The organism is uncultured Bacteroides sp. (genome assembly GCF_937912035.1).
GTDB lineage: Bacteria > Bacteroidota > Bacteroidia > Bacteroidales > Bacteroidaceae > Phocaeicola.
Genome location: NZ_CALDPF010000022.1, coordinates 1 through 24,255, shown reverse-complemented (window position 1 = coordinate 24,255; position 24,255 = coordinate 1). Strand labels below are relative to the sequence as shown.

The following is a 24,255-nucleotide window of genomic DNA, read 5'->3' as shown; positions in this document are numbered from 1 at the left end:
TCTTATGTTTTTATGAGAATACTTGTAATAAACCCCGGATCAACCTCAACAAAGGTTGCCGTTTATGATAATGAGAAACAACTGTGGAGTGAAAATGTATATCATCCAGCTGAGGAACTTTCGCGTTTTTCGCATGTCAATGAACAGCATGATTTCAGAAAGGAGCTTATTATAAAGTCTTTGGAAGAGGCAGGTTTCAAGGTGGAATTCGATGCGGTGATAGGACGAGGAGGGTTGCTTAAACCTACACAAGGTGGTGTTTATCTGGTAGATGAAAAGATTAAATATGATTTGATAAATGCCAAGATGGAGCATGCGTCCAATCTGGCAGGATTGATTGCCGATGAGATTGCAAAAGGATGTAATTGTCCTGCGTATATTGCTGATCCGGTGGTAACGGATGAAATGAGCGACCTGGCACGTGTAACCGGAATGCCGGAAATATCCCGTATATCGGTTTTTCATGCGTTGAACAGTCGCGCCGTATCACGAAGATATGCTGCAAGTGTTGGACGCAGGTATGAAGACCTTAATCTTATAGTTGCCCATTTGGGTGGTGGAATCTCTATCAGTGCACACTCAAAAGGCAGGGTTATAGATGTGAATAACGCACTTGACGGTGACGGACCTTTCAGTCCGGAAAGAGCCGGTTCTATACCTACGAGGCAACTTGTGGATTTATGTTTCAGCGGAAAATATTCGTATGACGAGATACGTAAGATGATAAACGGACATGGAGGATTGTTTGCTCACTTGGGAACTACAGATGTAAGAAGTATCGTTGCAGAAATAAAGGCCGGAAACAAGCATGCATATAATGTCTTGCATGCCATGGCATATAATATCGCAAAAACTATAGGCAGTATGCATATTGTTTTGAGGCAAAAGACAGATGCGATAATACTTACAGGTGGAATGGCTCACGGTGATTATGTCATATCTGAAATATCATCATGGATAGACGGACTTGCTCCGATAGAAGTAATTCCGGGTGAAGACGAGATGGGTGCTTTGGCTGTGAATGCACTGGGGGCATTACGTGGCGAATTGCCTTTGCAGGTTTACGATCCGAAATAGCTTGTCACGAAATTGTCATATTTTGATAGCTTTTCGCACCTTTATATAAGATAGTCTGCATCTCGGAATTAAAAGTCGAAAACTTTGTTTTCACTTTGTACTTCGCTCAGTTTGTATTATCTTTGCAGCCGATGAAGAACTTGTGCAACATATTGGTATTTATACTTGCTTTCACCGTATTTAACCTGGGAGCAGGTGTAGGAGTGGTACATATCTGTTCGGCTTATTGTAAGACACAGACATGTTCCTCTATTTTGCATAAGCAGACTGAGATGTCAGGATGTTGTCATCATTCTAATGAAGACACTTCGTGTACATCTGTTTCTGAGGAATGTTCTTGTATCAATGTTCATTATAACATAGATTTCTTTAAGGTGTCGCAGGATGATGATATGGTGTCGTTTGTTCCGATGCTATTTGATTTGCCTGAACATGTATCTTATATAATACCTCCGGTTTCTGCCGGACTTTTATTCTCACAGGCTCCTAATGCTCCTCCTGTATATAACAGTGGACGGAAATTATTGGCTTTTCATTCAGTATTGATTATTTAGTTTTACACATTTTGCTTTTGTTATGCTTGATGTGCTGTCTCTTCTTTGCAATCGTGTTGCATTGAGGAATAGCTACATTTGCACTGTGAAAAATGTGTTTAACTAAATATTTTTTTTAATGAAATACTTGATTATTTTATTGTCTTTGACCGCCTTGCCTATGATGGCGGCAAATACTCTTACGGGTACAGTTAAAGATAGCAACAGCGAACCTATACCCGGAGCAAACCTTGTATGGCTCAATTCTTCGCATGGAGCCAGTACTGATATGAATGGTGAGTTTACTCTTGAACGTCCGGCTAATGCTGATAAGCTTATTGTGAGCTTTATCGGTTATAACACAGATACCATAAGCATTGCATCTTATCAGGAATATATTGATATAGTATTGAACGAAGGTGTACAGCTGGCTGAAGTAAATGTGACCGGAAGAAAAATGGGCTTCCAGAAACTGCGTAGTAGCGTGACAAATGCGGAACTTATTAATTCGGATGAGTTGTGTCGTGCCGCATGCTGTAACCTTGGGGAAAGTTTTGTCACTAACCCTTCTGTTGATGTGAATTATTCCGATGCGGCAACAGGTGCAAAGCAGATAAAACTTCTTGGACTGTCAGGTACATATGTACAGATGCTTACTGAAAATATTCCTAACTTCAGAGGTGCTTCTGCGCCTTACGGACTGGGATATGTTCCGGGACCGTGGATGAGCAGTATCCAGGTGAGCAAAGGTACATCTTCTGTAAAGAACGGTTACGAGGCCCTTACAGGTCAGATTAATATCGAATTCAAGAAACCTCAGGCTGCCGAGGCAGACTGGTTCTCTGCCAATCTGTTTGCAAGTACTACAAACCGTTATGAGGCAAATGCTGATGCTTCAGTTAAACTGTCGGACAAGTGGAGTACAATGCTTTTTGCTCATTATGAGAATGAGACAAAGGCGCATGACAGCGATGGTGACGGATTTGCCGATATCCCACAGGTGGAACAATACAATCTTTTCAACAGATGGGCTTATATGGGCGAACACTATGTGTTCCAGGCTGGTATCAAATTTATAAATGAAGAACGTGCCAGCGGACAGGTATCTCATGGCGGACATACATATGCCGATCCATATCGTATAGACATGAATACAGACAGATATGAGGCTTTTATCAAACAGGCTTATATCTTCAATAAGGAACATAACACAAATATCGCGCTTATCACTTCCGGTACCATTCATAATATGGATGCAGTATATGGACGTAAACTCTATAACGTAGATCAGCAGAATGCATACGCGTCACTTTTGTTTGAAACAGAATTCACTTCCCAGCATTCTTTATCAACTGGTCTTAGCTTGAACTATGACCGTTATGATCAGGAATACCGTCTTGTGAATGATGTAAATCTAGGTCTGACTCCGGAACTTGACAAAGAGACTGTGAGTGGTGTCTATGCACAATATACATATATGCCAAGTGATAAACTGACTGTTATGGCTGGTCTTAGAGGTGATTACAGCAGCTTGTACGGATTCTTTGTTACTCCGCGTGCAAATGTACGCTATGCTCCTAATGAATATATCAATTTCCGTGCTTCGGCAGGAAAGGGATATCGCACAAACCATATATTGGCAGAAAACTGTTATATGCTTGCCAGCAGCAGAAAAGTAGTTATTGCTGACGATTTGGATCAGGAGCAGGCATGGAACTATGGTTTGAGTATAGCGTCGTATATTCCTTTGTTCGGTAAGACACTTAATTTGAATGCAGAATATTACTATACGGATTTCCAGAATCAGCTAGTAGTGGATATGGAATCAGATGCTCATACAATAGCATTTACCAATCTTGACGGACGTTCATATTCACAGGTATTCCAGATAGAGGCTACATATCCTTTCTTCGAAGGATTTAATCTTACTGCTGCATGGCGTATGACAGATGTAAAGCAGACTATAAACGGAAAACTTTATGAAAAAGCGCTTACCGGAAAGTATAAAGGTCTATTGACTGCATCTTACAAGACTCCTCTTGGAAAATGGCAGTTTGATGGAACATTACAGTTGAATGGAGGTGGACGTATGCCGACACCGGAAACTCTTGCCGACGGAACTCTTTCATGGAACGAGAGATATAAAGGCTTCGAACAGTTGAGCTTCCAGGTTACACGTTTCTTCAGAAACTGGTCTGTATATATTGGTGGCGAGAACCTTACAAACTTCAAGCAGAAGAATGCCATTATCGGTGCAGACGATCCTTGGGGTGATAACTTTGATGCTTCTATGATATGGGGACCTATGCACGGAGCAAAGGGATATATAGGAGTGAGATATAATTTACCAAGAAACTAATCTTTAAAACATTTATATTATGAAACGAGTATTATTGTTTACATTCATGGCTGCTTTTATGTGTGCAGCTCAGGTATCTGCTAAAGAACTTCGTAAAATCGTATTCAAAGTTGACCAAATGGAATGCGTTAACTGCGAAAACAAAGTAAAGAAGAATATACCTTTTGAAAAAGGAGTCAAGAAGATGGAAACAGATCTTAAGACACGTACAGTTACTATTACTTACGATTCAGATAAAACAAATATACAAAAGTTGAAAGAAGGTTTTGCCAAATTTAAATACGAGGCAAAAGTCATCAGTGATGCTGAAGTAAAATAAAATAGAATTTTAGATATAATTCAGCAGATGTTTATTTACTGTTTAAACGAACTTAAACGGATAATAAACAGCTGCTGAATATATTTTATAATAACTGTTTCGTTTCGTTAGCTTTTAGATTGATTTTTATAGATTTGTCATTGAAATAGACGCGTGTTTTTCCTCCTTTTTTTGAGAGAATATTTAACGAAGTCACTTTACCATCTTTCCATGTCATATTAATAACGAAACCACCTCGTGCACAGATACCATTAACCGAACCATCTTTCCATTGTTTAGGTAAAGCAGGTAGTAATGTTATACTTTCTTCTGATGATTGCATGAGCATTTCAATTACACCGGCGCAACCTCCAAAATTACCGTCAATTTGGAATGGAGAATGTGCATCCAGCAGATTAGGATAAGTACCGCCTCCACGACGTGCATCTTTTTCTTTATATTCATCTGGTGAGACGAGTTGTAATAGGCGTCTGTAAGTATTATAAGCGTTATTGTTGTCTTTAAGTCTTGCGTACAGGTTTACACGCCACCCGGTACTCCACCCAGTAGTTTCATTACCTTTTATCTCAAGTGTTTTTGCACATGCTTTTGCTAATTCAGGTGTTTTGTCTACTGATATGTGATGTCCTGGATATAGTCCGAATAAATGTGATTGGTGGCGATGTTTAGGATCTTTGTCTTCCCAGTCGTGAAACCATTCTTGAAGATTACCTTTTTCCCCTATTTTATATGGTGATAATTGAGAAATAGTATTATTGGCTTCTTTTCTAAAATCTTTATCTATTTTTAAGATTTCTGCTGCTTTTATTGCGGCAGTAAGACATTCGCGTGTTATTGCCAAATCTGCAGTACAACCGTATGATGTGGCACCAATATATCCCTCGGGTGTGATAAATTTATTCTCTGGAGAAGTTCCGGGTGATGTAATAAGTTTTCCGTCTTTTTCTATTAACCAATTCATACAGAACTCGGCAGCTTCTTTCAGAACAGGATAATATTTTTTAAGAACTTCAATATCTTTTGTAAATACATAATGTTCCCAGATATGGGTTGAAAGCCATGCTCCTCCCATTGTCCAGCATGCCCATGAAGGATCTCCTACATTTAATCCAACAGGACAAGTCATAGCCCATATATCAGTGTTTTGTCCTAAACACCAACCTTTGTCCACTCCATAATAAGCCTTTGCTGTCCCTTTTCCTGTATGGCTTAGATTGGCAATGAAGTCCATTAATGGACGGTGCATTTCGCTAAGGTTGGCCGATTCAGCAGCCCAGTAGTTCTCTTCCAGATTAATGTTTGTGGTATAATTACAGCTCCATGGTGGAAGTATTTTTTCGTTCCATAATCCTTGAAGGTTTGCAGGAACTCCAGAGGTTCGTGAACACGATATTAATAAATATCTACCAAACTGGAAATACAATGCTTCTAATTCTGGGTTATATTCCGAGTAGTCTGTATATCTGCGAAGTTGCTCATCAGTAGGTAGAGCTGTAATTTCCGGAGATGTCTTTCCCAGTGACAGGTTTACTCGGTCAAAGAAATATTTATAGTCCTTTATATGATTATCTTTTAATGTTTCGTATGTTTTTTCAGATGCTAAATTGATGCGTTTTTTTACTATATTACGATAGTCTTTCCCCTCTTTTACAGGATCTTTATCAAATCCATTGAAACTAGTGGCATTTGCTATCAATATTCTGGCTTCATGTACTGATTCTATTTTTATCTCACCTGACGGATAGCTTTCTATTTTACCGTCTTTTGTAATTACTTTAATGATGGTACGGAAATGTATTCCTCGTTCAGGATCGTATAAGTGTTTTTCCTTAATTTGTTTGTAGTATGAAGGGTAAGAATGGTATGCAGCATATCCTTCTGATGATATTTCATTGTTTGAAGCTGTTGTTGCATGTGGTAACTGTGAATTGAACGAAATCACTGCTTTTATTCCTTCTGCTTTCTCAGATTTTAGATTTATTACAATGACAGAATCTGGAGCAGAAGCAAAATATTCACAAGAAAAAGTTTGGTTGTCTCTTGAGTATTTTGTTTGTGCTATGGCATTACTAATATTTAACGAACGGTTGTAACCTGATATTTTTGCAGAATTATCCAAATATGAAATCGTGATACGACCTAATGGCTGGTAATTTTCACTATAGTGTCCCTGTACTTTACGTTGTTCAATATCTGCATTACGATAATCTTCTTTGTTAAGCATCTCACGTATAGTGGGAATAGCTTTGTGTGCGTCTGGTGACGTTATTTTTTTATCAGGTTCACCTGTCCATAATGTCAAATCATTAAGTGAAATAACATCATTGGTTGTGCCTCCATATATAATTGCTCCCATTGTTCCATTACCTATAACTATTGATTCCTCAAAATATTCTGCAGGATGGTCATAGCTTAGTTTGAGATCACAGCTTTTTCTTTCTCCTTCTGCCCATGCTGTTAATGAACTTAAAGATGCATACATCAATATAAATGTACTAATGTATTTATTAATGTTTATATTCATAATGAATTAGATTCTATTTTAATGGTAATGAAAAATACAGTTATTTAATCGTAAATCCAAACATTCTCTGACTTATAAAAATAGTCCGGCACTTTGTGGGTACCGGACTGATTATGGAGCTTTTGATAAGAATATTATACGTATTCCTGCCAGCTCTTTATCTGGATGTCTTTTTCATCCATAGAGCAGAATGCTTCGATAAATGCCTTTGCAAGACGTGCATTTGTGATAAGCGGAATATTGTGGTCTATCGCACCACGGCGGATACGGTAACCGTTTGTAAGCTCGCGTTTTGTGTGGTTCTTAGGAATGTTCACAATCAGGTCGAACTTATGTTCAGCTATCATCTTTATCACATTGTTTTCTGCATCAGGACGTTCATCCGGCCAGAATACAGGAGTTGTAGGGATACCATGTGAGTTGAGGAATGCAGCTGTACCGGCTGTAGCGTATAGGCTGTAACCTTTCTGGCTTAGGGCATGGCTTGCGTCGAGCAAATCAACCTTAGATTTGGTAGCTCCTGAAGAAACAAGGATACCTTTCTTAGGAATCTTATATCCTGTAGCAATCATAGCGTTGAGCAAAGCTTCGTTGAAGTCATCTCCAAGACATCCTACTTCACCTGTAGACGACATGTCAACACCCAATACAGGGTCGGCATTCTGCAAACGTGCAAATGAGAACTGAGAAGCTTTGACACCAATGCGGTCTATGTCGAATGCAGATTTGTCAGGCTGTGTATAAGGAGCATCCAGCATGATACGTGTAGCTGTTTCGATGAAGTTTCTCTTCAGAACCTTTGATACGAATGGGAAACTTCTTGAAGCACGAAGGTTACATTCGATAACCTTAACCTCATTTTTGCGTGCAAGGAACTGGATATTGAAAGGACCTGATATGTTAAGTTCTTTAGCGATGCGGCGGCTGATTTTCTTTATCAGACGTGCTGTAGAGAAATAAATCTGCTGGGCAGGGAATACCAATGTAGCGTCACCTGAGTGTACACCTGCATATTCCACGTGTTCAGAGATTGCATATTCCACAACCTCTCCGTTTTGTGCTACAGCATCGAACTCTATTTCCTTAGTTTCCTGCATGAACTGAGATACAACAACAGGATATTCCTTAGATACCTCACTTGCCATTTGCAGGAATCGTGTAAGTTCTTCTTCATCGTAGCATACGTTCATGGCTGCACCACTCAATACATATGAAGGACGTACAAGAACTGGATAACCTACCTTCTGTACAAATGCTTTTACATCGTCAAGACTTGTAAGTTCCTGCCATGCCGGCTGATCGATACCAAGCTGGTCGAGCATTGCAGAGAATTTGTTTCTGTTTTCTGCACGGTCGATTGATACAGGAGATGTTCCGAGGATAGGTACTGACTGGCGGTGAAGTTTCATAGCCAGGTTGTTAGGGATCTGTCCACCCACAGAAACGATAACTCCACGAGGCTGTTCAAGGTCGATAACGTCGAGTACACGTTCGAATGAAAGCTCGTCGAAGTACAGACGGTCGCACATGTCATAGTCTGTAGATACTGTTTCAGGGTTGTAGTTAATCATTATAGACTTGTAGCCTAACTTACGTGCAGTCTGGATAGCGTTTACAGAACACCAGTCAAACTCTACAGAAGAACCGATTCTGTATGCGCCCGAACCGAGAACCACTACTGATTTTTCGTTCTTGTAATAGTTCACGTCGTAACCTTCCACTGCATATGTCATATAAAGATAGTTTGTCAGTTCAGGATGTTCTGACGCTACTGTATTGATACGTTTTACAGCCGGAAGGATACCAAGTCTCTTACGGTATTCGCGTACAGCCAGATTCTCTTTTTCCATATTTCCGCTTGTAGGTTTAAGAACGAAGCGTGCTATCTGGAAGTCTGAGAAACCAAGAACCTTAGCCTGGCGCAATACTTCGGCAGGAACTTCTTCCAATGAGTTATATGTCTGGAGTTTAGCCTTGTAGTCAACTATATTTTTCAGTTTGCCGATAAACCAAGGGTCTATCTTAGTAAGGTCGAATATACGCTCTATGCTGTAGCCTTCTTCCAAAGCCTGTGCAATGGCGAATATACGCAAGTCTGTCGGGTTGGCAAGTTCGTCATCAAGATTTTCGAACTTAGTGTGGTCGTTACCTACGAAACCGTGCATACCCTGACCAATCATACGGAGACCTTTCTGGATGATTTCTTCGAAAGTACGGCCTATAGACATGATTTCGCCTACAGATTTCATGCTTGAACCGATACGTCTAGAAACACCTGCAAACTTAGTCAAGTCCCAGCGAGGGATCTTACAAATCAGATAGTCAAGTTCCGGAGCCTTGTAAGCAGAGTTAGGAGTACCCATTTCTCCGATTTCGTCGAGAGTATATCCCAAACCGATCTTGGCAGCTACGAAAGCAAGAGGATAACCTGTAGCTTTTGAAGCCAGAGCAGAAGAACGGCTCAGACGTGCATTAACTTCAATTACACGATAGTCGTTTGTCTCAGCATTGAAAGCGTACTGGATATTACATTCACCCACGATACCAAGGTGACGGATACATTTCTTTGACAGATCCTGAAGCATTGTAACCTGTTCTTCAGTAAGTGAACAAGTAGGAGCAACAACGATAGATTCACCTGTATGGATACCCAGAGGGTCGAAGTTCTCCATGCTGGCAACAGTGAAGCAGTGGTCGTTTGCATCGCGTATAACCTCAAATTCAATTTCTTTCCATCCTTTCAATGATTCTTCCACCAAAATCTGAGGAGAGAATGTGAATGCGCTTTCTGCCAGTTCGATGAATTTTTCTTCGTTAGGGCATATACCGCTACCCAAACCTCCAAGTGCGTATGCCGAACGGATCATTACCGGATAACCTATTCTGCGTGCAGCTTCCAGGGCGTCTTTCATGTTCTCCACAGCCTGGCTTACAGGAGTTTTCATCTCTATCTCGTTAAGTTTCTTAACGAAGAGGTCACGGTCTTCAGTGTACATGATAGCTTCTACAGATGTACCCAGAACTTCAACTCCATATTCCTTGAGAATACCCTGCTGGTAAAGTTCAGTACCACAGTTCAATGCAGTCTGACCGCCGAAAGCAAGAAGAATACCGTCAGGTCTTTCTTTCTTGATGATTTCAGTTACGAAATATGTATTTACAGGCAAGAAATATACTTGGTCTGCTATACCTTCCGAAGTCTGAATGGTGGCAATGTTTGGATTAATAAGAACAGACTTGATTCCTTCTTCACGTAAAGCTTTAAGAGCTTGTGAACCTGAATAGTCGAATTCACCTGCTTGACCAATTTTCAGGGCTCCTGATCCAAGGACAAGCACTTTTTTGAATTTCTGCTTCATAAAATGTTTGTTTTTATTTAAGGTTGTTTATGTATAGTCGTCTCATTTTTTGCAATATATGCAAAGAAAACAATTATTTTGAAGAAAACAAAGTATTTGTCTGCCTTTAAACAATTCATCCATCTGTTGGATAAACAATATTTTACAGAAATGTGGTTTTTAAAGGGTTGACTGGCTAATACCACAACGGTCATACCAATAAAAAAAGCTTGCTCAGTGTGAATAGGGCAAGCTTTTATTTGGGTCAAAAAGAACTGTTAAATCAGAATAACCGTAACGCTGCGGGCTCCGTGTGCTCCCATAACAAGCGCTTGTTCGATATCGGCTGTCTTGGAAGGGCCGGAAATGAATACGCCATAGCCATATTCGCCTGTATCGATTTGCTTATAAGCCTCGTGCATGTTATTTACCAGATTGTTTCTGTCGAGTATAATTACAAGCGCTTCGGATATAAAATATACGGCACGTTGTTCTACATCTTGTGTCAACCATACAGCTCCATTTTCACAGACTCCTATATGTCCTTCTACAATTGCCACATCAGTACCATCCAGGTCTCCCGGTTTCTCTACATCGTCCGGATGAAAAGTGCTGCAAGTAATAGGCTGTATTGTATTTCCTGTCTTTATTTCCTTTATTGTTGAAGCAATACGTTTGGCTTCAGGATATGCAGCCTTTATCACGTCATTGACATTTTCCTTATCTTTCAGTATTACAGCCTGTCCGCCTACCTGTTTTAGAATCTCACAAAACTTCGAAAGTTTATCTTCGTACGTAAGAGCCTCATGTTCCAAACCTGATAAGTCTGGCTTTTCATAACGCACTCTGGTATTGCGGCGTATGCTTTGCAATATGTCTTCTCTGCTACTCATACTTATTTTACTTTATTCTTTTTCCACATTTCGTTGAAACTCTCTTTGGCAAATTTTGGTATTTCACGTTCTTTACCCCAATCATTCAAGTTGTTGTATATCATGCCTCGAGGCAATGAGTTTACAATCGGAGCATTTTTTAAAGCGAAATTGAATAATGCAGGACGCGACATAAGGAATTTCATACCACCTGACATCAGTTTCTTGGAAGAGCTGGCTACCCCTAGTGTATGCAGTTGCTGTCTCCAGTGATAAATCTGATCTGCCAGATCTACCTTTGCAGGACACACGTTCTGACATGAATAGCACAAAGAACATGCCGATACGTTATCATAGTAATGAAGAGGTGCTTTCAGCATACCCAGATTGATACCTATCGGGCCGGGAATAAAATAAGTATATGAGTAACCTCCCGAACGACGATATACTGGGCATGTGTTCATACATGCTCCACAGCGAAGACAGTTCAAGGTTTTGACATGTTCCTGATCGGCCAAAATACGGCTTCGGCCATTATCTACAATGATGATATGCAACTCTCCTCCCTTACGAGGTTTCCGATAATGAGATGTATAAGTCGTAATAGGCTGTCCGGTACCAGAACGGGCAAGCAGACGGGTAAATACCCCCATTGCATCACGGTCCGGTACAATTTTCTCCATACCGAACGCTGTTATTTGAAGTTTTGGCTGTGATGTTCCCATATCGGCATTACCTTCGTTTGTACAAACGACGCATTCTCCGGTTGAAGCAACTGCAAAATTTGCACCTGTCATAGCTGCTTCGGCTTCGATAAACTTACGACGTAGGTTTTTACGTGCAGCATGAGTAAGATAAGTCTGATCATTATTGCCGGGCTCTGTTCCCATTTCACGGACGAACAACTCTCCGATTTCTTCCTTCTTGACATGGATAGCAGGAAGTACGATATGACTCGGACGTTTATGCATCAGCTGGAGAATACGTTCTCCCAAATCGCTTTCAACGACCTCTATACCTTTATTCTCAAGAAATTCATTCAGTCCACATTCCTCAGCCAGCATTGATTTGCTTTTGATAAAATGCTTCACCTGATGTCCGTTCAATATATTATAGACAATGGAACAGTACTCATCGGCATCTTTTGCCCAATAGACATGAGCTCCGTTGGCTAAGGCATTTTTTTCAAACTCCATCAGCAACTGCTCCAGATGACTGTTGCTATACATCTTTATAGCAGATGCCATATCACGAAGATGTTCCCATTCAGGAACCTCTTTGCTCACTTTATCACGTTTGGCACGAACCATCCACAATGTTTCATCGTGCCATGCTGCCAGTCCTTTATTCTCCAGAAACTTTCCGGCAGCTTTTGAATGTTTTGTACTCATAATCCTGCAGCTAATACTTGAACAATATGAATGGTCTTTATAGGAAGTTTTTCACGCGAGATAATACCGTTCTGATGCATCAGACAAGAACCGTCGGCTCCTACGATATATTCGGCTCCCGTAGCCATGTGACGTTTTACTTTATCACGCCCCATTTGCCCTGATACATCGTGCTCTTCTACGGCAAACATACCGCCAAAGCCACAACACTCGTCCGGACGTTCTGGTTCTACAATTGTGATATCCTTTACCAACGACAGCAAATCGCGCAGCTTATTATAATAAGGTATGTTCAATTCGCTTGGAGAAGAAAGTTTCATCAGACGTACCCCATGACAACTGTTCTGAATACTTACTTTATGAGGGAATGAAGCCTGAAGGGAAGACGGTTTCACTACATCGTGAATAAACTCGCAGATATCGTATATCTTGCCTTCGCTGGCACAACGATGTTTTTCTCCTTCCAGCAGATTACCATAATGATCGCGTACAAATACTACACAACTGGCAGAAGGGCCGACTATATAATCATAGTTTTCAAATAATCTATCGAATCGTTTGGCTAATTCCTTCGATTCGTTTTCGAACCCTGCATTCGCCATAGGCTGTCCGCAGCAGGTCTGGTCTAACGGATAGTCAACATCTACCCCCAAACTTTTAAGAAGCTTATATGAAGCAACTCCAACTTCGGGATAAACAGCATTGATATAACAGGGAATAAATAATCCTACTTTCATCATTTTGTCTATTTCGTTTCTGTATAAACAAAGGTATGTGTTATTATCGAATAAACAAGAAAATAAAAATAAAAAAAGTTACAGAAATATGCGGTTATTAAGAAAAAAGTAAGCTGTTTAGGTTGCATCTATTATAAATGGCACTTCATTTAAGGTGCTATAAAATCGCATGTCATCATATTTTATTTATGATACTCATGAGGTAAATATTGTATCATGAATAATGATAAATATAATAGATTTTTTCATTCGAATAATTATCTTTGCAAACAGTTACGGACTTACTGTAATTCACACTTCAATGAAGAATAAATAACGGAGAATTTAATAATCAGATCTTTGTGTATGAACAATAAATCAAAATCCATATTGGCAATAGCCGTGATACTTGTTACTATAATTCTTGACCAACTCATTAAGATAATAATAAAGACCAATTTCCATTATGGCGAAAGTGTTCGTATAACAGACTGGTTTTATCTTACATTCATCGAAAATAACGGTATGGCATTCGGTATGCAGGTTATGCCTAAGGCTGTTCAGACAATTATGCGACTGATATTTTCAGGGTTTATATTGTGGTATATAATGAAACTTGTGAAGGCGAAATATAAGAACGGTTATATAACCTGCATCTCACTGATTTTTGCCGGAGCAATAGGAAATGTCATCGACAGTATATTTTACGGAGCTATTTTCAGCGAAAGTACATATTCCAGTGTCGCTACTTTTGTTCCTGCCGGTGAAGGTTATGCGGATTGGCTTTACGGTAGGGTAGTGGATATGTTTTATTTTCCGTTATTCGAATTTGACTGGCCGTCATGGATGCCTGTTGTAGGTGGTAATCACTTTATCTTCTTCTCCCCGGTATTCAATTTGGCAGATGCGGCAATAAGCTGTGGCACTATAGCATTGCTTATATTCTATTCAAAAACTTTTGGTGAGAGTTTTTCGTTGTTCGGTAAGAATAATACATCCAAGTAATTAAAGTTTAAATGTTTAGTGCAAAATACTTCTTTATTTTGTATTTTTGCGGCAAATCGGAATTATAAATAAATTAATATATGGCAAAAGAAAAAATTATACTGACCGGCGACCGTCCAACCGGTAAGCTTCATATAGGTCATTATGTGGGTTCTCTACGTCGTCGTGTAGAACTCCAGAACTCTGGGAAATTTGATAAGATATTTGTATTCGAGGCAGACGGACAGGCTCTGACCGACAATATAGACAATCCTGAAAAGGTTCGTCAGAATGTTATCGAAGTGGCTCTTGACTATCTTGCTGTAGGTCTTGATCCGAACAAATCTACTATTTTCATTCAGTCACAGATTCCTGAGCTTTGCGAGTTGAGTTTCTATTTCATGGACCTCGTTACTGTTTCACGTCTTCAGCGTAACCCTACAGTGAAGACTGAAATTCAGATGCGTAACTTCGAAACAAGTATCCCTGTAGGTTTCTTTACATACCCTATCAGCCAGGCTGCCGATATCGCTGCATTCAAGGCTACTACAGTACCTGTCGGTGAGGACCAGGAACCTATGATAGAACAGACACGCGAAATCGTCCGCCGTTTCAACCATATTTACGGTGAGACACTGGTAGAACCTGAAATCCTCCTTCCTGACAATGCCGCATGTCTTCGTCTTCCGGGAACAGACGGAAAGGCTAAGATGAGTAAATCACTTGGAAACTGTATCTATCTGTCAGATTCTGCCGATGAAGTGGAAAAGAAGGTAAAGAGCATGTACACCGACCCTACACACATCAAGGTGAGCGACCCGGGAAAACTGGAAGGCAACTGTGTGTTTACATATCTTGACGCATTCTGTCGTCCTGAACACTTCGAACGTTACTTGCCTGACTATCCGAACCTTGACGAACTGAAAGCTCACTATACACGTGGTGGCCTTGGTGATATGAAGGTGAAGAAGTTCCTTGCAGCCATCATGCAGGAAGAACTTGGTCCGATTCGTGAACGCCGCAGCGAGTTCGAAAAAGATATCCCAGCCGTTTACGAAATGTTGAAGAAAGGTTGCGAGGTGGCACGCGAAACAGCAGCACAGACTATGGATGAGGTTCGCAAGGCAATGAAAATCAATTATTTTGATGATGTAGAACTTATAGCTGAACAGGCTAAACGCTTTGCTGAATAATTCTTGAATTATTATATAACTGAAAAATGTCCGGATGATAATGTGTTTATCGCTCCGGACATTTTTCTTTATATGTATGTTATGCCTGTTGTTGCATGATAAGATATGTTGTGTAAGCTATATAATAAATCACAAGTAAGGCACCCTCGATTCTTGTAATAGTACGTTTTTTGAAGAACCAGCCAACCAGCCAGAACAGTACGGACGACAATACAAGTACCAGAATATCAACATTGTTGATATTTCCCATAGGCAGTGGCGATACCGAAGCGCTGCATCCAAGTACGAAGAACAGATTGAACAGGTTGCTTCCTATTACGTTTCCTATGGCTATTCCCGGATTTTTCTTCAGTGCGGCTGTCACTGAAGTGGCAAGCTCAGGCAATGAAGTACCTCCTGCTACGAGTGTCAGACCTATAATAGAGTCGCTTACTCCAAGTGATGAGGCTATACCGCTGGCACCTTCCACAAACCATTGTCCTCCGAAAATAAGTCCTGCCAGTCCGCCAAGGATATAGACTGAAGAACGCCATACCGGCATTTCTGCTATTTTCTGTTCCTCCGATTCTCCTTCCTGATTGCGGGCTATAGAGAAAGTGTAGCGCATGAATATAAGGAAGAAAGCCAACAGTACAAGTCCATCGGCACGTCCTATCACATTGCTGCTTCCACCATCAAGCCATATATCATTAGCCATGAAAGCAAGTACGAGTGAGGAAAGAATAACCAGAGGTATCTCCTTGCTCATTGTTCCTTGTCCCACCTGTATAGGTAGTACCATAGCCGTACAGCCTATAATCATAAGTATGTTGAAGATATTGCTACCCACCACATTACCTATTGCCATTTCCGCGCTGCCCTGTATTGAAGACAGGAGGCTTATTACCAACTCAGGTGCTGATGTACCGAATGCTACGATAGTAAGACCGATTACGAGGTCGGATATTTTAAACCGTTTAGCCACCGATGCGGCTCCGTCTGTCAGTGCGTTGGCTCCTGCCAATATCAGCGCCAGGCCTGCAACCAATATAAAGATATTCCAAATCATAACTTTTAGTTTATTGTTTTTTACGGTTGCAAAGATATAGTTTAATATTATATTTCCTCAGCCAACCACATTTTTATTGCAGGAACTTTCTCACGGCTTATCTGTATCGAACCTTCAAACTCGGGTGATACACTGACTGTCATCTTCCCGTTGAAATAGTTCTGTACGTTCCTTATGCATCCTGCAGACAGGATAAACTGCCTGTTTACCCGCATGAACTGTTTCGGGTCAAGCTGCTCTTCCAGTTTCGTGAGCGGATAGTCTATGAGATGCCTTCTCTTGTCGTTTGTGATTGCGAATGTAGTTTTGTCCTCCGAATAGAAATAAGCTATATCAGACACCATTATGGTGTAGAAACGTTTGGGCGATGATATGAGAAATCTTGTACGGTACTGCTTCTCCTGCTTGCCTGTAAAGGTTTTCAGCAGTTGTTCTATACCTTCGTAATGATATTTAGCCCCATTGTCTGCCATATAAAAACGCTCGAACTTTTCTATGGCATCGTTCAGTCTTTCCTTGTGTATAGGTTTCAGCAGATAGTCAATGCTGTTCACGCTGAATGCCCTTACCGCATATTCGTCGTATGCAGTGGTGAAAATAATCATACTTTGGGGTTTGGCCTGCTCTATGAACAGGAATGATATGCCGTCGTTAAGCTGTATGTCGAGGAAAATGATGTCCGGATGCGGATTTACGGCAAACCATTCCACTGCATCTTCTATCATTCCGGGCAATACAGTGATTTCCCATTCAGGACGCAGTTCGCCAACCATCTTGTTCAGCAGACGTGCGGCAGGGATTTCGTCTTCTATAATAACGGCTCTAATCTTACTCATATATCAAAGGTAGTTTTACTGTAAAAATGTTGTTTTCATCTTCTATAATGATATCTTTTCCGCAAATCATCCGGTAGCGTTGTAAAAGGTTTTCAAGGCCTTTTCCTGATGAGGCTGCATTTTGTTTCTTCCTGACAGGATTGGATATGCATATAAAAGATGACTTGCCATTCCTTTCGCTATAGATACTGATATTCATTGGTTTGCTGATGCTTATTACATTGTGTTTTATCACGTTTTCTATAAGCAGTTGCATGGTCAGCGGAGGTACGGACGTATCTGCAAATGACTCATCAAGGCTGTTGGTTATTTCTATACAGTCACCAAGCCTGACTTTGTGCAGTTGTATGTATTTGTCGATAAATTCAAGCTCCTCACTCAGTTTTACTGTATTTTTGTTCTGGCTTATGAGAATATATCTGTATGTATCGGCAAGGTTTCTTGTAAATTCTACCGCATTGGCAGGCGAGTATTCTATTTCGGATATAAGTGTATTCAGATTGTTGAAAAGGAAATGAGGGTTCAGCTGGCTCTGCAAAGCCTGATATTTGGCTTGTGCATTTGCCTTTTCAAGTTCTTCGGCACGCTTGTAGAGTCTTACAAGATCGGCATAGAATTTGTTTTGCATGAACTGTCCAACTATTATAATCTCGATGAGCCATACTCCAAGAATAATTGTTATACCGTTTTGTTGCAGATTAAACGGATTAGTGACTCCCACCATATACTTTGATGTGACAAGCATAAGATAGTTTACAGCCAGTAGAATAATGGCACATATTATCATCGCTATAGATAATGCCCTTTTGTCTTTCAGAAAGTATTGGTAGAATGACATCATCTTTCCATACACAAGCCGTATGCTGAGACCGACACCGCAAAATATGAATGCTACGGTAGAAAAGGCCTTGAATGTAATCAGCTGTTCGCGTGAGCGTATAGGAATATCGGCGTAGTTTACCAATACGAAATATGAAAAACATCCCAGGCAGAGGTAAAGTATTATATCTGATATGTAACGTTTCATTATTCTTTGTTTTATCTGCGGTATAAAGGTAGTGAATTAGTCGTTAGTTATTAGTTATTTGTTGCCAATAAAAACTCAGAACCTTTCTCCTCTTGCTCTTTCAAGTCCGCTTTTGGCTATCTGTGCATTCAGTTTTGACTGTATGAAATTCACTTTAGCCTCAAGATGATAGATTTCTGCGTTGATAACTTCTACTATTGAAATGTTTCCTTCACGGTATTTTTCGAATGCCAGTTCCTTGCTTTCTTCCGCCTTATTTAGTGAACTCTCTGTAAGATAAACTTTTCTGATAGCCTGTGAATAGTTATAGAAGGCTGTTTCCACTTCCAGTCGTACATTGTCAGTCACTTTCCTTTGATTTTCTGTAGCCATATCAATGGCATATTTCCCTGCCTTGCGTGTGTTTCTGCGTTTGCCCCATTCAAATATAGGTACGCTCAGTTTGGCATATATGGCATAGTTCGGGTTCAGGTCCGCCTTGAAGTTATAGCCAGGCGATGAGTAGCTTCCGTCTATACCTACGGACAATTTGGGCATATATTGGGAGTTGGCAAGTCTGGCTGATGATTTCTGCAAATCAATGTTTCCGCTTGCAATAAGCATTTCCGGACGTGAAGTCATGGCCATATCTATTATGCCTGCATATGAAGGTTCTTCCTTCAGAGGAATTACTATCGAGTCTGTAGGAACTTCTTCATCGAATGGTATTCCTGAGAATGAGTTCATCGACATTCTTGCTACCTCTGCATCGTTGAGTGACTGCACGAGGCGGTACTCGGCGTCATTCAGTTTCACTTCGGCCATTAGCAGGTCGTTACGGTCTGTATATCCTTCGTTTACGCGGTCCTTCACTACATCTACCAGGAGTTCGATGGACTCCTTGAAGTCCTTAGCTACGAGTGTCATTTCCTGTCGTGCCACTTTGTTCCAGTAATATACGTCGGCATTGTATATGATGTTGTTGGTAATACGCTTTATTTCGTATTGTGACATTTCGTTCTCTTTCTTAGCCTTATCATATCCTGCTTTTATAGCGCCACCCATATATACAGGTTGTGCCAGAGTAAGTGATGCTCCGTATTTCATGTCGCGTCCCTGGAAGTACAGTGATTCGGTGAGCGAAGGTATCTCTACTGATAGTTCCGACGGGTTGCCTACATAGTTGAAGTTGGCATTACCACTTATTGATGGCAGGAAATCAGCCTTTGCCGATTTCTGCTTTTCATTGCTGATTTGTGAAGAAAGTACGGCGGAACGGATATCCTGATTGTATTCTTCCACCTTAGAACGGTATTGCTGCAACAGTCCGGAAGTTTGAGCGTGAATACTTCCGGAAATTAGTGTTGCAGCTATATATATTAGCGAGATTTTCATTTTAGTTGCTTTTTTAGTTGTTAGTTATTTCAACTCAATCTTATAGAATATGGCATATAAAGCCGGAGTTACGAACAGCGTCAGCATAGTAGCAAATGTCAGTCCGAATACGATTGTGGCTGCCATACCTCCGAACACTACATCGAACAGCAGAGGTATGCTTCCGAATACTGTAGTAAGGGCTGCCATAAGTACAGGACGTACTCTCGATACTGTAGCTTCAATAACTGCTGTATGTGGTTCAAGACCATTTCTGCGCTGGATGTTTACCTCGTCAAGCAGTACGATGACATTCTTTATTATCATACCGAGCAGTCCCAACCAGCCTGCAATGCAGAAGAAACCGAACTGGAATCCTGTGATGAGCAATCCTATCACCATACCTATGATGGACAGTGGAAGAATCAGGAATATTATCAGCGGTTGTCTGAAATTGCCGAACAGCATTACGAGTATCACAATAAGCATTATTATGGCAAGTGGGAAATATTTTGTTAATGCTTCCATTGCCTCTTTCTGGTCTTTGTACTGTGAGTCCCAGAAGAAAGTATATCCTTCGGGCAGATTTATGTTCTCTATCTCTTCGCGAATTTCATTATGCACTTCCTTCATTGTATATCCGCGTTTCACATCGCATTGTGCTGCCATAGACAACTTACGGTTGTAAGTTCTTACCAAAGGATACTCCCAGCCGGTTGTTATTCCGTCTGCTACCTGAGCGAGTGGGGCAGAGTTCTTTCCGTTCCATATCGGCAGGTCCTTTATATATTCAGTGTCCCATGTCTCAGGCTTTTCCGTGATGAGGCGTACAGGAACCTTGTTTTCTCCGTCCCTATATACTCCAATTGTAGTACCGTCATATACAGATTTAACAACATTCATCATGTCTGCACGTCCTATGTTCAGCATACCGGCTTTTACTGGGTCATATCCCGCTTCGATAACCATAGCCATGTTTCCCCATTCGTTGCGTGCATTCAGAACTTTAGGGTTCTTCTTCATTATATTAATAGCTATGTTGGTAAGCGAGTCGAGTACAGCCGGATCGTCTCCGCAAAATCTGGCTTCTATAAGAGCCTGTGGTATAGAGTTGATTTCAAAGCTGTTCACCTTGACTACGGCTTCCGGTATGAGGTCAGGAAGTTCATCGTATAACACGGCCTGAAGTTCTTTCGATTTCTCTGGCGATTCTGCTTCAACCAGGCATTGTGCATAGTTTGATTGTGGACCGTAGGCGGTATTTGCAAGATAATATCTTGGAGGAGTCTGACCAGTGTATGATGATACGGTTTTTACACCTTCCTTGCTCATCAACAGTTCTGTCAGGAAATCTGCTTTCCTTTCAGTTTCCTCTATTTTTGTACCTTCAGGCATCCACATTTCTATGGTGAAATATTGTTTGTTCAGCAATGGCATGAACTGTTGTGGTATGAACCTGAAAGCCCAAGCTGAAACGATGAGGAGAACTACCATACATGTCGTCACGGTGTATTTCTTCCTTATCATGAATCTTAACGACTTGCGGAAGAAATCGTATATCCTGCCGCTGAACAGCTCCTGTTTCAGTTCTTCCGGACGCGGGCGGCGTACAAATTCCTGTACGAAGAACACGTTCTGTGTTATTGCCAGTATCCAGCTAAGAAGAAGAGAAACAGCTATAACGATGAAGAGTGATTCAAGAATTTCACCAGTGATATGTGGCGACAGATAGACAGGCAGGAATGTAAGTATGGCTATGAGTGTTGCTCCCAGTAACGGCATAGCTGTTGAACTTGCGGCATTGATTATCGCGATACGTTTGCGCATACCGCGCTGCATGTTTACAAGTGTTGCATCGTAAACCACTATGGCGTTGTCCACCAGCATACCCATGGCAATGATGATTGCTGCCAGTGACATACGCTGCAGGGCAATTCCTGTGGCCTGCATATATATGAGTGTACCGAGAATGGAGAATATCAGTCCGCTACCTATCAGAAAACCGTTTTTTAGTCCGATAAAGAAGAGCAGTACCGCCACTACGGTTATGACAGATACTATCAGGTTCATCACGAAACCGTCATTAGCCACATCCGACTCGTGTCCCTGGTCGTAGAGAATATCTATCTTGAAACCTTCGGGAAGTGAATTTCTCAGTTCTTCCATGCGTTCTGATATCAGTTTCGCCATCTCTACCACATTGCCGTCCGATACAGTGGAAATGGCTATACCAACGGCTGGAACATTGGCTGTCTTCATGATGTTTGTGGCAGGATGAGAGTAGCTCTCTGTTATATCTGCTATTTCTCCCAAACGGAAATATTCGCCTTTTGAATTGCTGACGGTCAGGTTCTCTATCTCTTCTGTACTGTTGAAGCTACCTGTCGACTGTACCCTTATCCTGTTTTTGTCTGTTTCCATTGCTCCTGCATCTACAATGCGGTTCTGGCGGTCGAATGCTGTGGCAATGTCGTTTATGGTTACACCACACGATGTCATCAGGTTAGGTTTGATAGAAATGTCGATAGTTCTTGTCTGTACTCCGAACAGTTCTATTCTTGCAACATCCTTTACGTTGAGCAGTTCGTTCTTTATATCTTTTGCACAGTTCTCCAGCTCTCTGTAGCTGCGTGTTTCGCTGCTCAGAGAATAGAATACTCCTAATACATCTCCAAAATCATCGTTAACTTTCGAAGGTCCTGCACCCTGTGGCAACTTGTTCTGAACATCGTTTACCTTTCTACGTAGCTTGTCCCATAATTGCTGCATGTCCTTTGCGCGGATTTCCTTCTTTACATATACTGTTATTTTCGACAGCCCGGCGCGGTTGTCGCTTTTCAGATAATAAAGTTCGCCGAGCGATTGGATAGATTCCTCCAATACATCTGTCACTTGCTGTTGCACCTCCAGTGGAGAAGCGCCGGGGTAGGTGGTAGTCACTACAGCCTGTTTGATGGTGAATGGCGCGTCTTCCAGTTTTCCCATCCCAGAGTAGGCTACCACTCCTCCGGCTATTATCAGTATGAGCAATAGCCATGTCAAAGCCTTATTGTTGAGGAAAAATTTTACGAATGCTTTCATGAATGTTTATTTTTTTATTCTACTATAGTTACCAGTTTGTTGTCCGAAAGCTGATAGAGCTTGGATATTGCTATATTATCGCCTGCGCCAATCCCTGAAATAATTTCTATGTTATTTCCTTTTGTCAGTTTTCCTGTTTTTACCTGTGTCAGTTTCGCGGTATTACCGTTTTCTATCTTCCAGACATATTCTCCCGAAGAACTATTATGGCAAACAGCCGCCTGGGGGATGACTACGGTTCCGTTAACAGTAGATGATGAAGAAAATGAGTAAGGGTAAGATATATAAATGGAACCTGTCATCCCGCCCATTAGGCTGTTGTCTTTATTGTCTATAATCAAAGTAAGAAGGTATGAAATATTGTTGTCAGCTGTACTTTGTGTAACGAAAGTTTCGTCTGGCTTAAATGTTCTTTTAGGTAGAGTGGAGAAACCGGCAGTTATATCCATTTGTTTTTTATTCTGGAAAGAGCTAGCCATGCTTTCTGTGATATATGCTTCCGCTTTTACTTTCGACAGATCGATAAATGTCACTACAGGAACGGAGGGCTTTACGTCTGAATATTTTTCTATATGAGTCTGTTGTACATATCCATCGAAAGGTGCATATATTTTTGTATCATTAAGTGCATTTGTGGCATCATCATAATCAGCTTTGGCTTTTTCGAAATCTGCTTGTGACTTTTCAAAATTTGCAGCAGAGATATTGTCACGTTCATAAAGTGCTGAAATCCTTCTGTATTCCGATTCTGCTTGTGCCAGTGCTGTGGCGGCTCTTTTCTGACGTATAATGTAGTCGCGATTGTCAATGGAAGCTATCAGTTCTCCTTTCCTGAAGAACTGTCCGTTTTGCACATCGAATGAGTTTACAGGACCTCCAACACGGAAAGAAAGTTCGGTAACTCTGTAAGGTTTAGAGATGAATGTGTAGCTACGTGTAGTTTCCTTTGGGGTTTCAATAGCCTTCACTGTTTTTACTGTTGTTGGTTGTTCTTCTTTTGTAGCTGTTTCTTTGCATGAAAACAAGCAGCATACGATGCATGTGAATAGCAAAAATTTCTTCATAATCTTCATATATTTATTATTCTTGTGATTTGGTGGAAAAGGAACACGCTTGTCTATATGTGGTGTATATCTGAGAAGTATGTCTTTGCAACAGCGTGTTCCTTATTGAATTCCGTCTTTTACACGTGCAAATATATACTTGTATAATAAGGTCTTAAACATTGATTCTACTCAACCCGGTAATGAGATTGCTGAAATGTTGTTTTTAATTACTGAAATGAATGAGGTGTTTCTGTTCTAAGAAATACAATACAGGTTTGTCTCCACACGCTCGTGTAAAGATCTCCACACGCTCGTGCGGAGTTCTCCACACGTTCGTGTCGAGTACTCCACACGTTCGTGTGGAGATAACAATGTCAGGTCTTATGATAGATGATTACAGGCGAAAAAAGAAGAAATACAGTTTTTTCAAGAAAAAAAACGGGAAATGTATTGTCATTTCAAAAAAAAGTAATACCTTTGCATCGCAATTGACAAAGAGACCTTTTCGGGCGTTTAGCTCAGCTGGTTCAGAGCATCTGCCTTACAAGCAGAGGGTCG

The 24,255-nt window shown here is 40.8% G+C and carries 18 protein-coding genes; 7 read left to right on the top strand and 11 right to left on the bottom strand.

Annotation, left to right across the window (positions count from 1 at the left end):
• Positions 1-12: 12 nt before the first annotated feature.
• From buk to Q0486_RS03365, 4 genes are all read left to right on the top strand, one after another.
• Positions 13-1,077 carry a butyrate kinase gene (buk, locus tag Q0486_RS03380; protein ID WP_299230293.1) on the top strand — a complete coding sequence of 355 codons (1,065 nt, stop codon included), beginning with the start codon at positions 13-15 and terminating at the stop codon, positions 1,075-1,077.
• 131 nt (positions 1,078-1,208) lie between these two features.
• Positions 1,209-1,631, top strand: a complete 423-nt coding sequence (locus tag Q0486_RS03375) for a hypothetical protein (protein ID WP_299230292.1) — start codon at positions 1,209-1,211, stop codon at positions 1,629-1,631.
• A 118-nt stretch (positions 1,632-1,749) separates the two neighbouring features.
• Positions 1,750-3,969 carry a TonB-dependent receptor gene (locus tag Q0486_RS03370; protein WP_299230291.1) on the top strand — a complete coding sequence of 740 codons (2,220 nt, stop codon included), beginning with the start codon at positions 1,750-1,752 and terminating at the stop codon, positions 3,967-3,969.
• Positions 3,970-3,988: 19 nt separating this feature from the next.
• On the top strand, positions 3,989-4,288 hold the full coding sequence (locus Q0486_RS03365; protein WP_299230290.1) for a heavy-metal-associated domain-containing protein: 300 nt from the start codon (positions 3,989-3,991) through the stop codon (positions 4,286-4,288).
• A gap of 85 nt (positions 4,289-4,373) precedes the next feature.
• Here Q0486_RS03365 and Q0486_RS03360 read toward each other — a convergent pair whose 3' ends face one another.
• From Q0486_RS03360 to Q0486_RS03340, 5 genes are all read right to left on the bottom strand, one after another.
• Positions 4,374-6,812: a glycoside hydrolase N-terminal domain-containing protein gene (locus Q0486_RS03360; RefSeq protein ID WP_299230289.1), complete on the bottom strand. Its 2,439-nt coding sequence runs from the start codon at positions 6,810-6,812 to the stop codon at positions 4,374-4,376.
• A 134-nt stretch (positions 6,813-6,946) separates the two neighbouring features.
• Positions 6,947-10,171 (bottom strand): carbamoyl-phosphate synthase (glutamine-hydrolyzing) large subunit, encoded by a 3,225-nt coding sequence (gene carB / locus Q0486_RS03355; protein WP_299230288.1) that lies wholly within the window; start codon positions 10,169-10,171, stop codon positions 6,947-6,949.
• Positions 10,172-10,428: 257 nt separating this feature from the next.
• On the bottom strand, positions 10,429-11,043 hold the full coding sequence (locus Q0486_RS03350; protein ID WP_154043441.1) for an LUD domain-containing protein: 615 nt from the start codon (positions 11,041-11,043) through the stop codon (positions 10,429-10,431).
• A 2-nt stretch (positions 11,044-11,045) separates the two neighbouring features.
• Positions 11,046-12,413 (bottom strand): lactate utilization protein B, encoded by a 1,368-nt coding sequence (locus Q0486_RS03345; protein ID WP_299230287.1) that lies wholly within the window; start codon positions 12,411-12,413, stop codon positions 11,046-11,048.
• The gene (locus tag Q0486_RS03340) at positions 12,410-13,150 is read right to left on the bottom strand and encodes a (Fe-S)-binding protein (RefSeq protein ID WP_299230383.1); all 741 of its coding nucleotides are present in this window, start codon (positions 13,148-13,150) and stop codon (positions 12,410-12,412) included. The genes Q0486_RS03345 and Q0486_RS03340 overlap by 4 nt, the downstream gene beginning before the upstream one ends.
• 345 nt (positions 13,151-13,495) lie before the next feature.
• Here Q0486_RS03340 and Q0486_RS03335 point away from each other — a divergent pair, with 345 nt between their 5' ends.
• Both Q0486_RS03335 and trpS read left to right on the top strand, forming a co-directional pair.
• Positions 13,496-14,134, top strand: a complete 639-nt coding sequence (locus Q0486_RS03335) for a lipoprotein signal peptidase (RefSeq protein WP_154043438.1) — start codon at positions 13,496-13,498, stop codon at positions 14,132-14,134.
• Positions 14,135-14,214: 80 nt separating this feature from the next.
• The gene (gene trpS, locus Q0486_RS03330; RefSeq protein ID WP_287678099.1) at positions 14,215-15,306 is read left to right on the top strand and encodes a tryptophan--tRNA ligase; all 1,092 of its coding nucleotides are present in this window, start codon (positions 14,215-14,217) and stop codon (positions 15,304-15,306) included.
• Between the two features lie 79 nt (positions 15,307-15,385).
• Here the strand turns inward: trpS and Q0486_RS03325 are convergent, their stop codons facing one another.
• From Q0486_RS03325 to Q0486_RS03300, 6 genes are all read right to left on the bottom strand, one after another.
• On the bottom strand, positions 15,386-16,354 hold the full coding sequence (locus tag Q0486_RS03325) for a calcium/sodium antiporter (RefSeq protein WP_299230286.1): 969 nt from the start codon (positions 16,352-16,354) through the stop codon (positions 15,386-15,388).
• Between the two features lie 47 nt (positions 16,355-16,401).
• Positions 16,402-17,190 (bottom strand): LytTR family DNA-binding domain-containing protein, encoded by a 789-nt coding sequence (locus Q0486_RS03320; protein WP_299230285.1) that lies wholly within the window; start codon positions 17,188-17,190, stop codon positions 16,402-16,404.
• Positions 17,183-18,217, bottom strand: coding sequence for a histidine kinase (locus Q0486_RS03315; RefSeq protein WP_299230284.1), 1,035 nt, complete (start codon positions 18,215-18,217; stop codon positions 17,183-17,185). Before Q0486_RS03315 ends, Q0486_RS03320 begins: the two co-directional genes overlap by 8 nt.
• 75 nt (positions 18,218-18,292) lie before the next feature.
• A complete protein-coding gene (locus tag Q0486_RS03310; RefSeq protein WP_299230283.1) occupies positions 18,293-19,591 on the bottom strand; it encodes a TolC family protein in 1,299 nt (432 codons plus the stop codon).
• A gap of 24 nt (positions 19,592-19,615) precedes the next feature.
• Positions 19,616-22,651 carry an efflux RND transporter permease subunit gene (locus Q0486_RS03305; RefSeq protein ID WP_299230282.1) on the bottom strand — a complete coding sequence of 1,012 codons (3,036 nt, stop codon included), beginning with the start codon at positions 22,649-22,651 and terminating at the stop codon, positions 19,616-19,618.
• Between the two features lie 14 nt (positions 22,652-22,665).
• Positions 22,666-23,715: an efflux RND transporter periplasmic adaptor subunit gene (locus Q0486_RS03300; RefSeq protein ID WP_299230281.1), complete on the bottom strand. Its 1,050-nt coding sequence runs from the start codon at positions 23,713-23,715 to the stop codon at positions 22,666-22,668.
• 221 nt (positions 23,716-23,936) lie between these two features.
• Between Q0486_RS03300 and Q0486_RS03295 the strand changes: the two genes are divergently transcribed.
• The coding region (locus Q0486_RS03295) for a hypothetical protein (protein WP_299230280.1) at positions 23,937-24,255 on the top strand (319 nt) is incomplete at its 3' end.

What these genes read in the sequence shown, in the direction of transcription:
- buk (WP_299230293.1), top strand. Translation starts at nt 13, where the DNA reads ATGAGAATACTTGTAATAAACCCCGGATCAACCTCAACAAAGGTTGCC.
- Q0486_RS03375 (WP_299230292.1), top strand. Translation starts at nt 1,209, where the DNA reads ATGAAGAACTTGTGCAACATATTGGTATTTATACTTGCTTTCACCGTA.
- Q0486_RS03370 (WP_299230291.1), top strand. Translation starts at nt 1,750, where the DNA reads ATGAAATACTTGATTATTTTATTGTCTTTGACCGCCTTGCCTATGATG.
- Q0486_RS03365 (WP_299230290.1), top strand. Translation starts at nt 3,989, where the DNA reads ATGAAACGAGTATTATTGTTTACATTCATGGCTGCTTTTATGTGTGCA.
- Q0486_RS03360 (WP_299230289.1), bottom strand. Translation starts at nt 6,812, where the DNA reads ATGAATATAAACATTAATAAATACATTAGTACATTTATATTGATGTAT.
- carB (WP_299230288.1), bottom strand. Translation starts at nt 10,171, where the DNA reads ATGAAGCAGAAATTCAAAAAAGTGCTTGTCCTTGGATCAGGAGCCCTG.
- Q0486_RS03350 (WP_154043441.1), bottom strand. Translation starts at nt 11,043, where the DNA reads ATGAGTAGCAGAGAAGACATATTGCAAAGCATACGCCGCAATACCAGA.
- Q0486_RS03345 (WP_299230287.1), bottom strand. Translation starts at nt 12,413, where the DNA reads ATGAGTACAAAACATTCAAAAGCTGCCGGAAAGTTTCTGGAGAATAAA.
- Q0486_RS03340 (WP_299230383.1), bottom strand. Translation starts at nt 13,150, where the DNA reads ATGAAAGTAGGATTATTTATTCCCTGTTATATCAATGCTGTTTATCCC.
- Q0486_RS03335 (WP_154043438.1), top strand. Translation starts at nt 13,496, where the DNA reads ATGAACAATAAATCAAAATCCATATTGGCAATAGCCGTGATACTTGTT.
- trpS (WP_287678099.1), top strand. Translation starts at nt 14,215, where the DNA reads ATGGCAAAAGAAAAAATTATACTGACCGGCGACCGTCCAACCGGTAAG.
- Q0486_RS03325 (WP_299230286.1), bottom strand. Translation starts at nt 16,354, where the DNA reads ATGATTTGGAATATCTTTATATTGGTTGCAGGCCTGGCGCTGATATTG.
- Q0486_RS03320 (WP_299230285.1), bottom strand. Translation starts at nt 17,190, where the DNA reads ATGAGTAAGATTAGAGCCGTTATTATAGAAGACGAAATCCCTGCCGCA.
- Q0486_RS03315 (WP_299230284.1), bottom strand. Translation starts at nt 18,217, where the DNA reads ATGAAACGTTACATATCAGATATAATACTTTACCTCTGCCTGGGATGT.
- Q0486_RS03310 (WP_299230283.1), bottom strand. Translation starts at nt 19,591, where the DNA reads ATGAAAATCTCGCTAATATATATAGCTGCAACACTAATTTCCGGAAGT.
- Q0486_RS03305 (WP_299230282.1), bottom strand. Translation starts at nt 22,651, where the DNA reads ATGAAAGCATTCGTAAAATTTTTCCTCAACAATAAGGCTTTGACATGG.
- Q0486_RS03300 (WP_299230281.1), bottom strand. Translation starts at nt 23,715, where the DNA reads ATGAAGAAATTTTTGCTATTCACATGCATCGTATGCTGCTTGTTTTCA.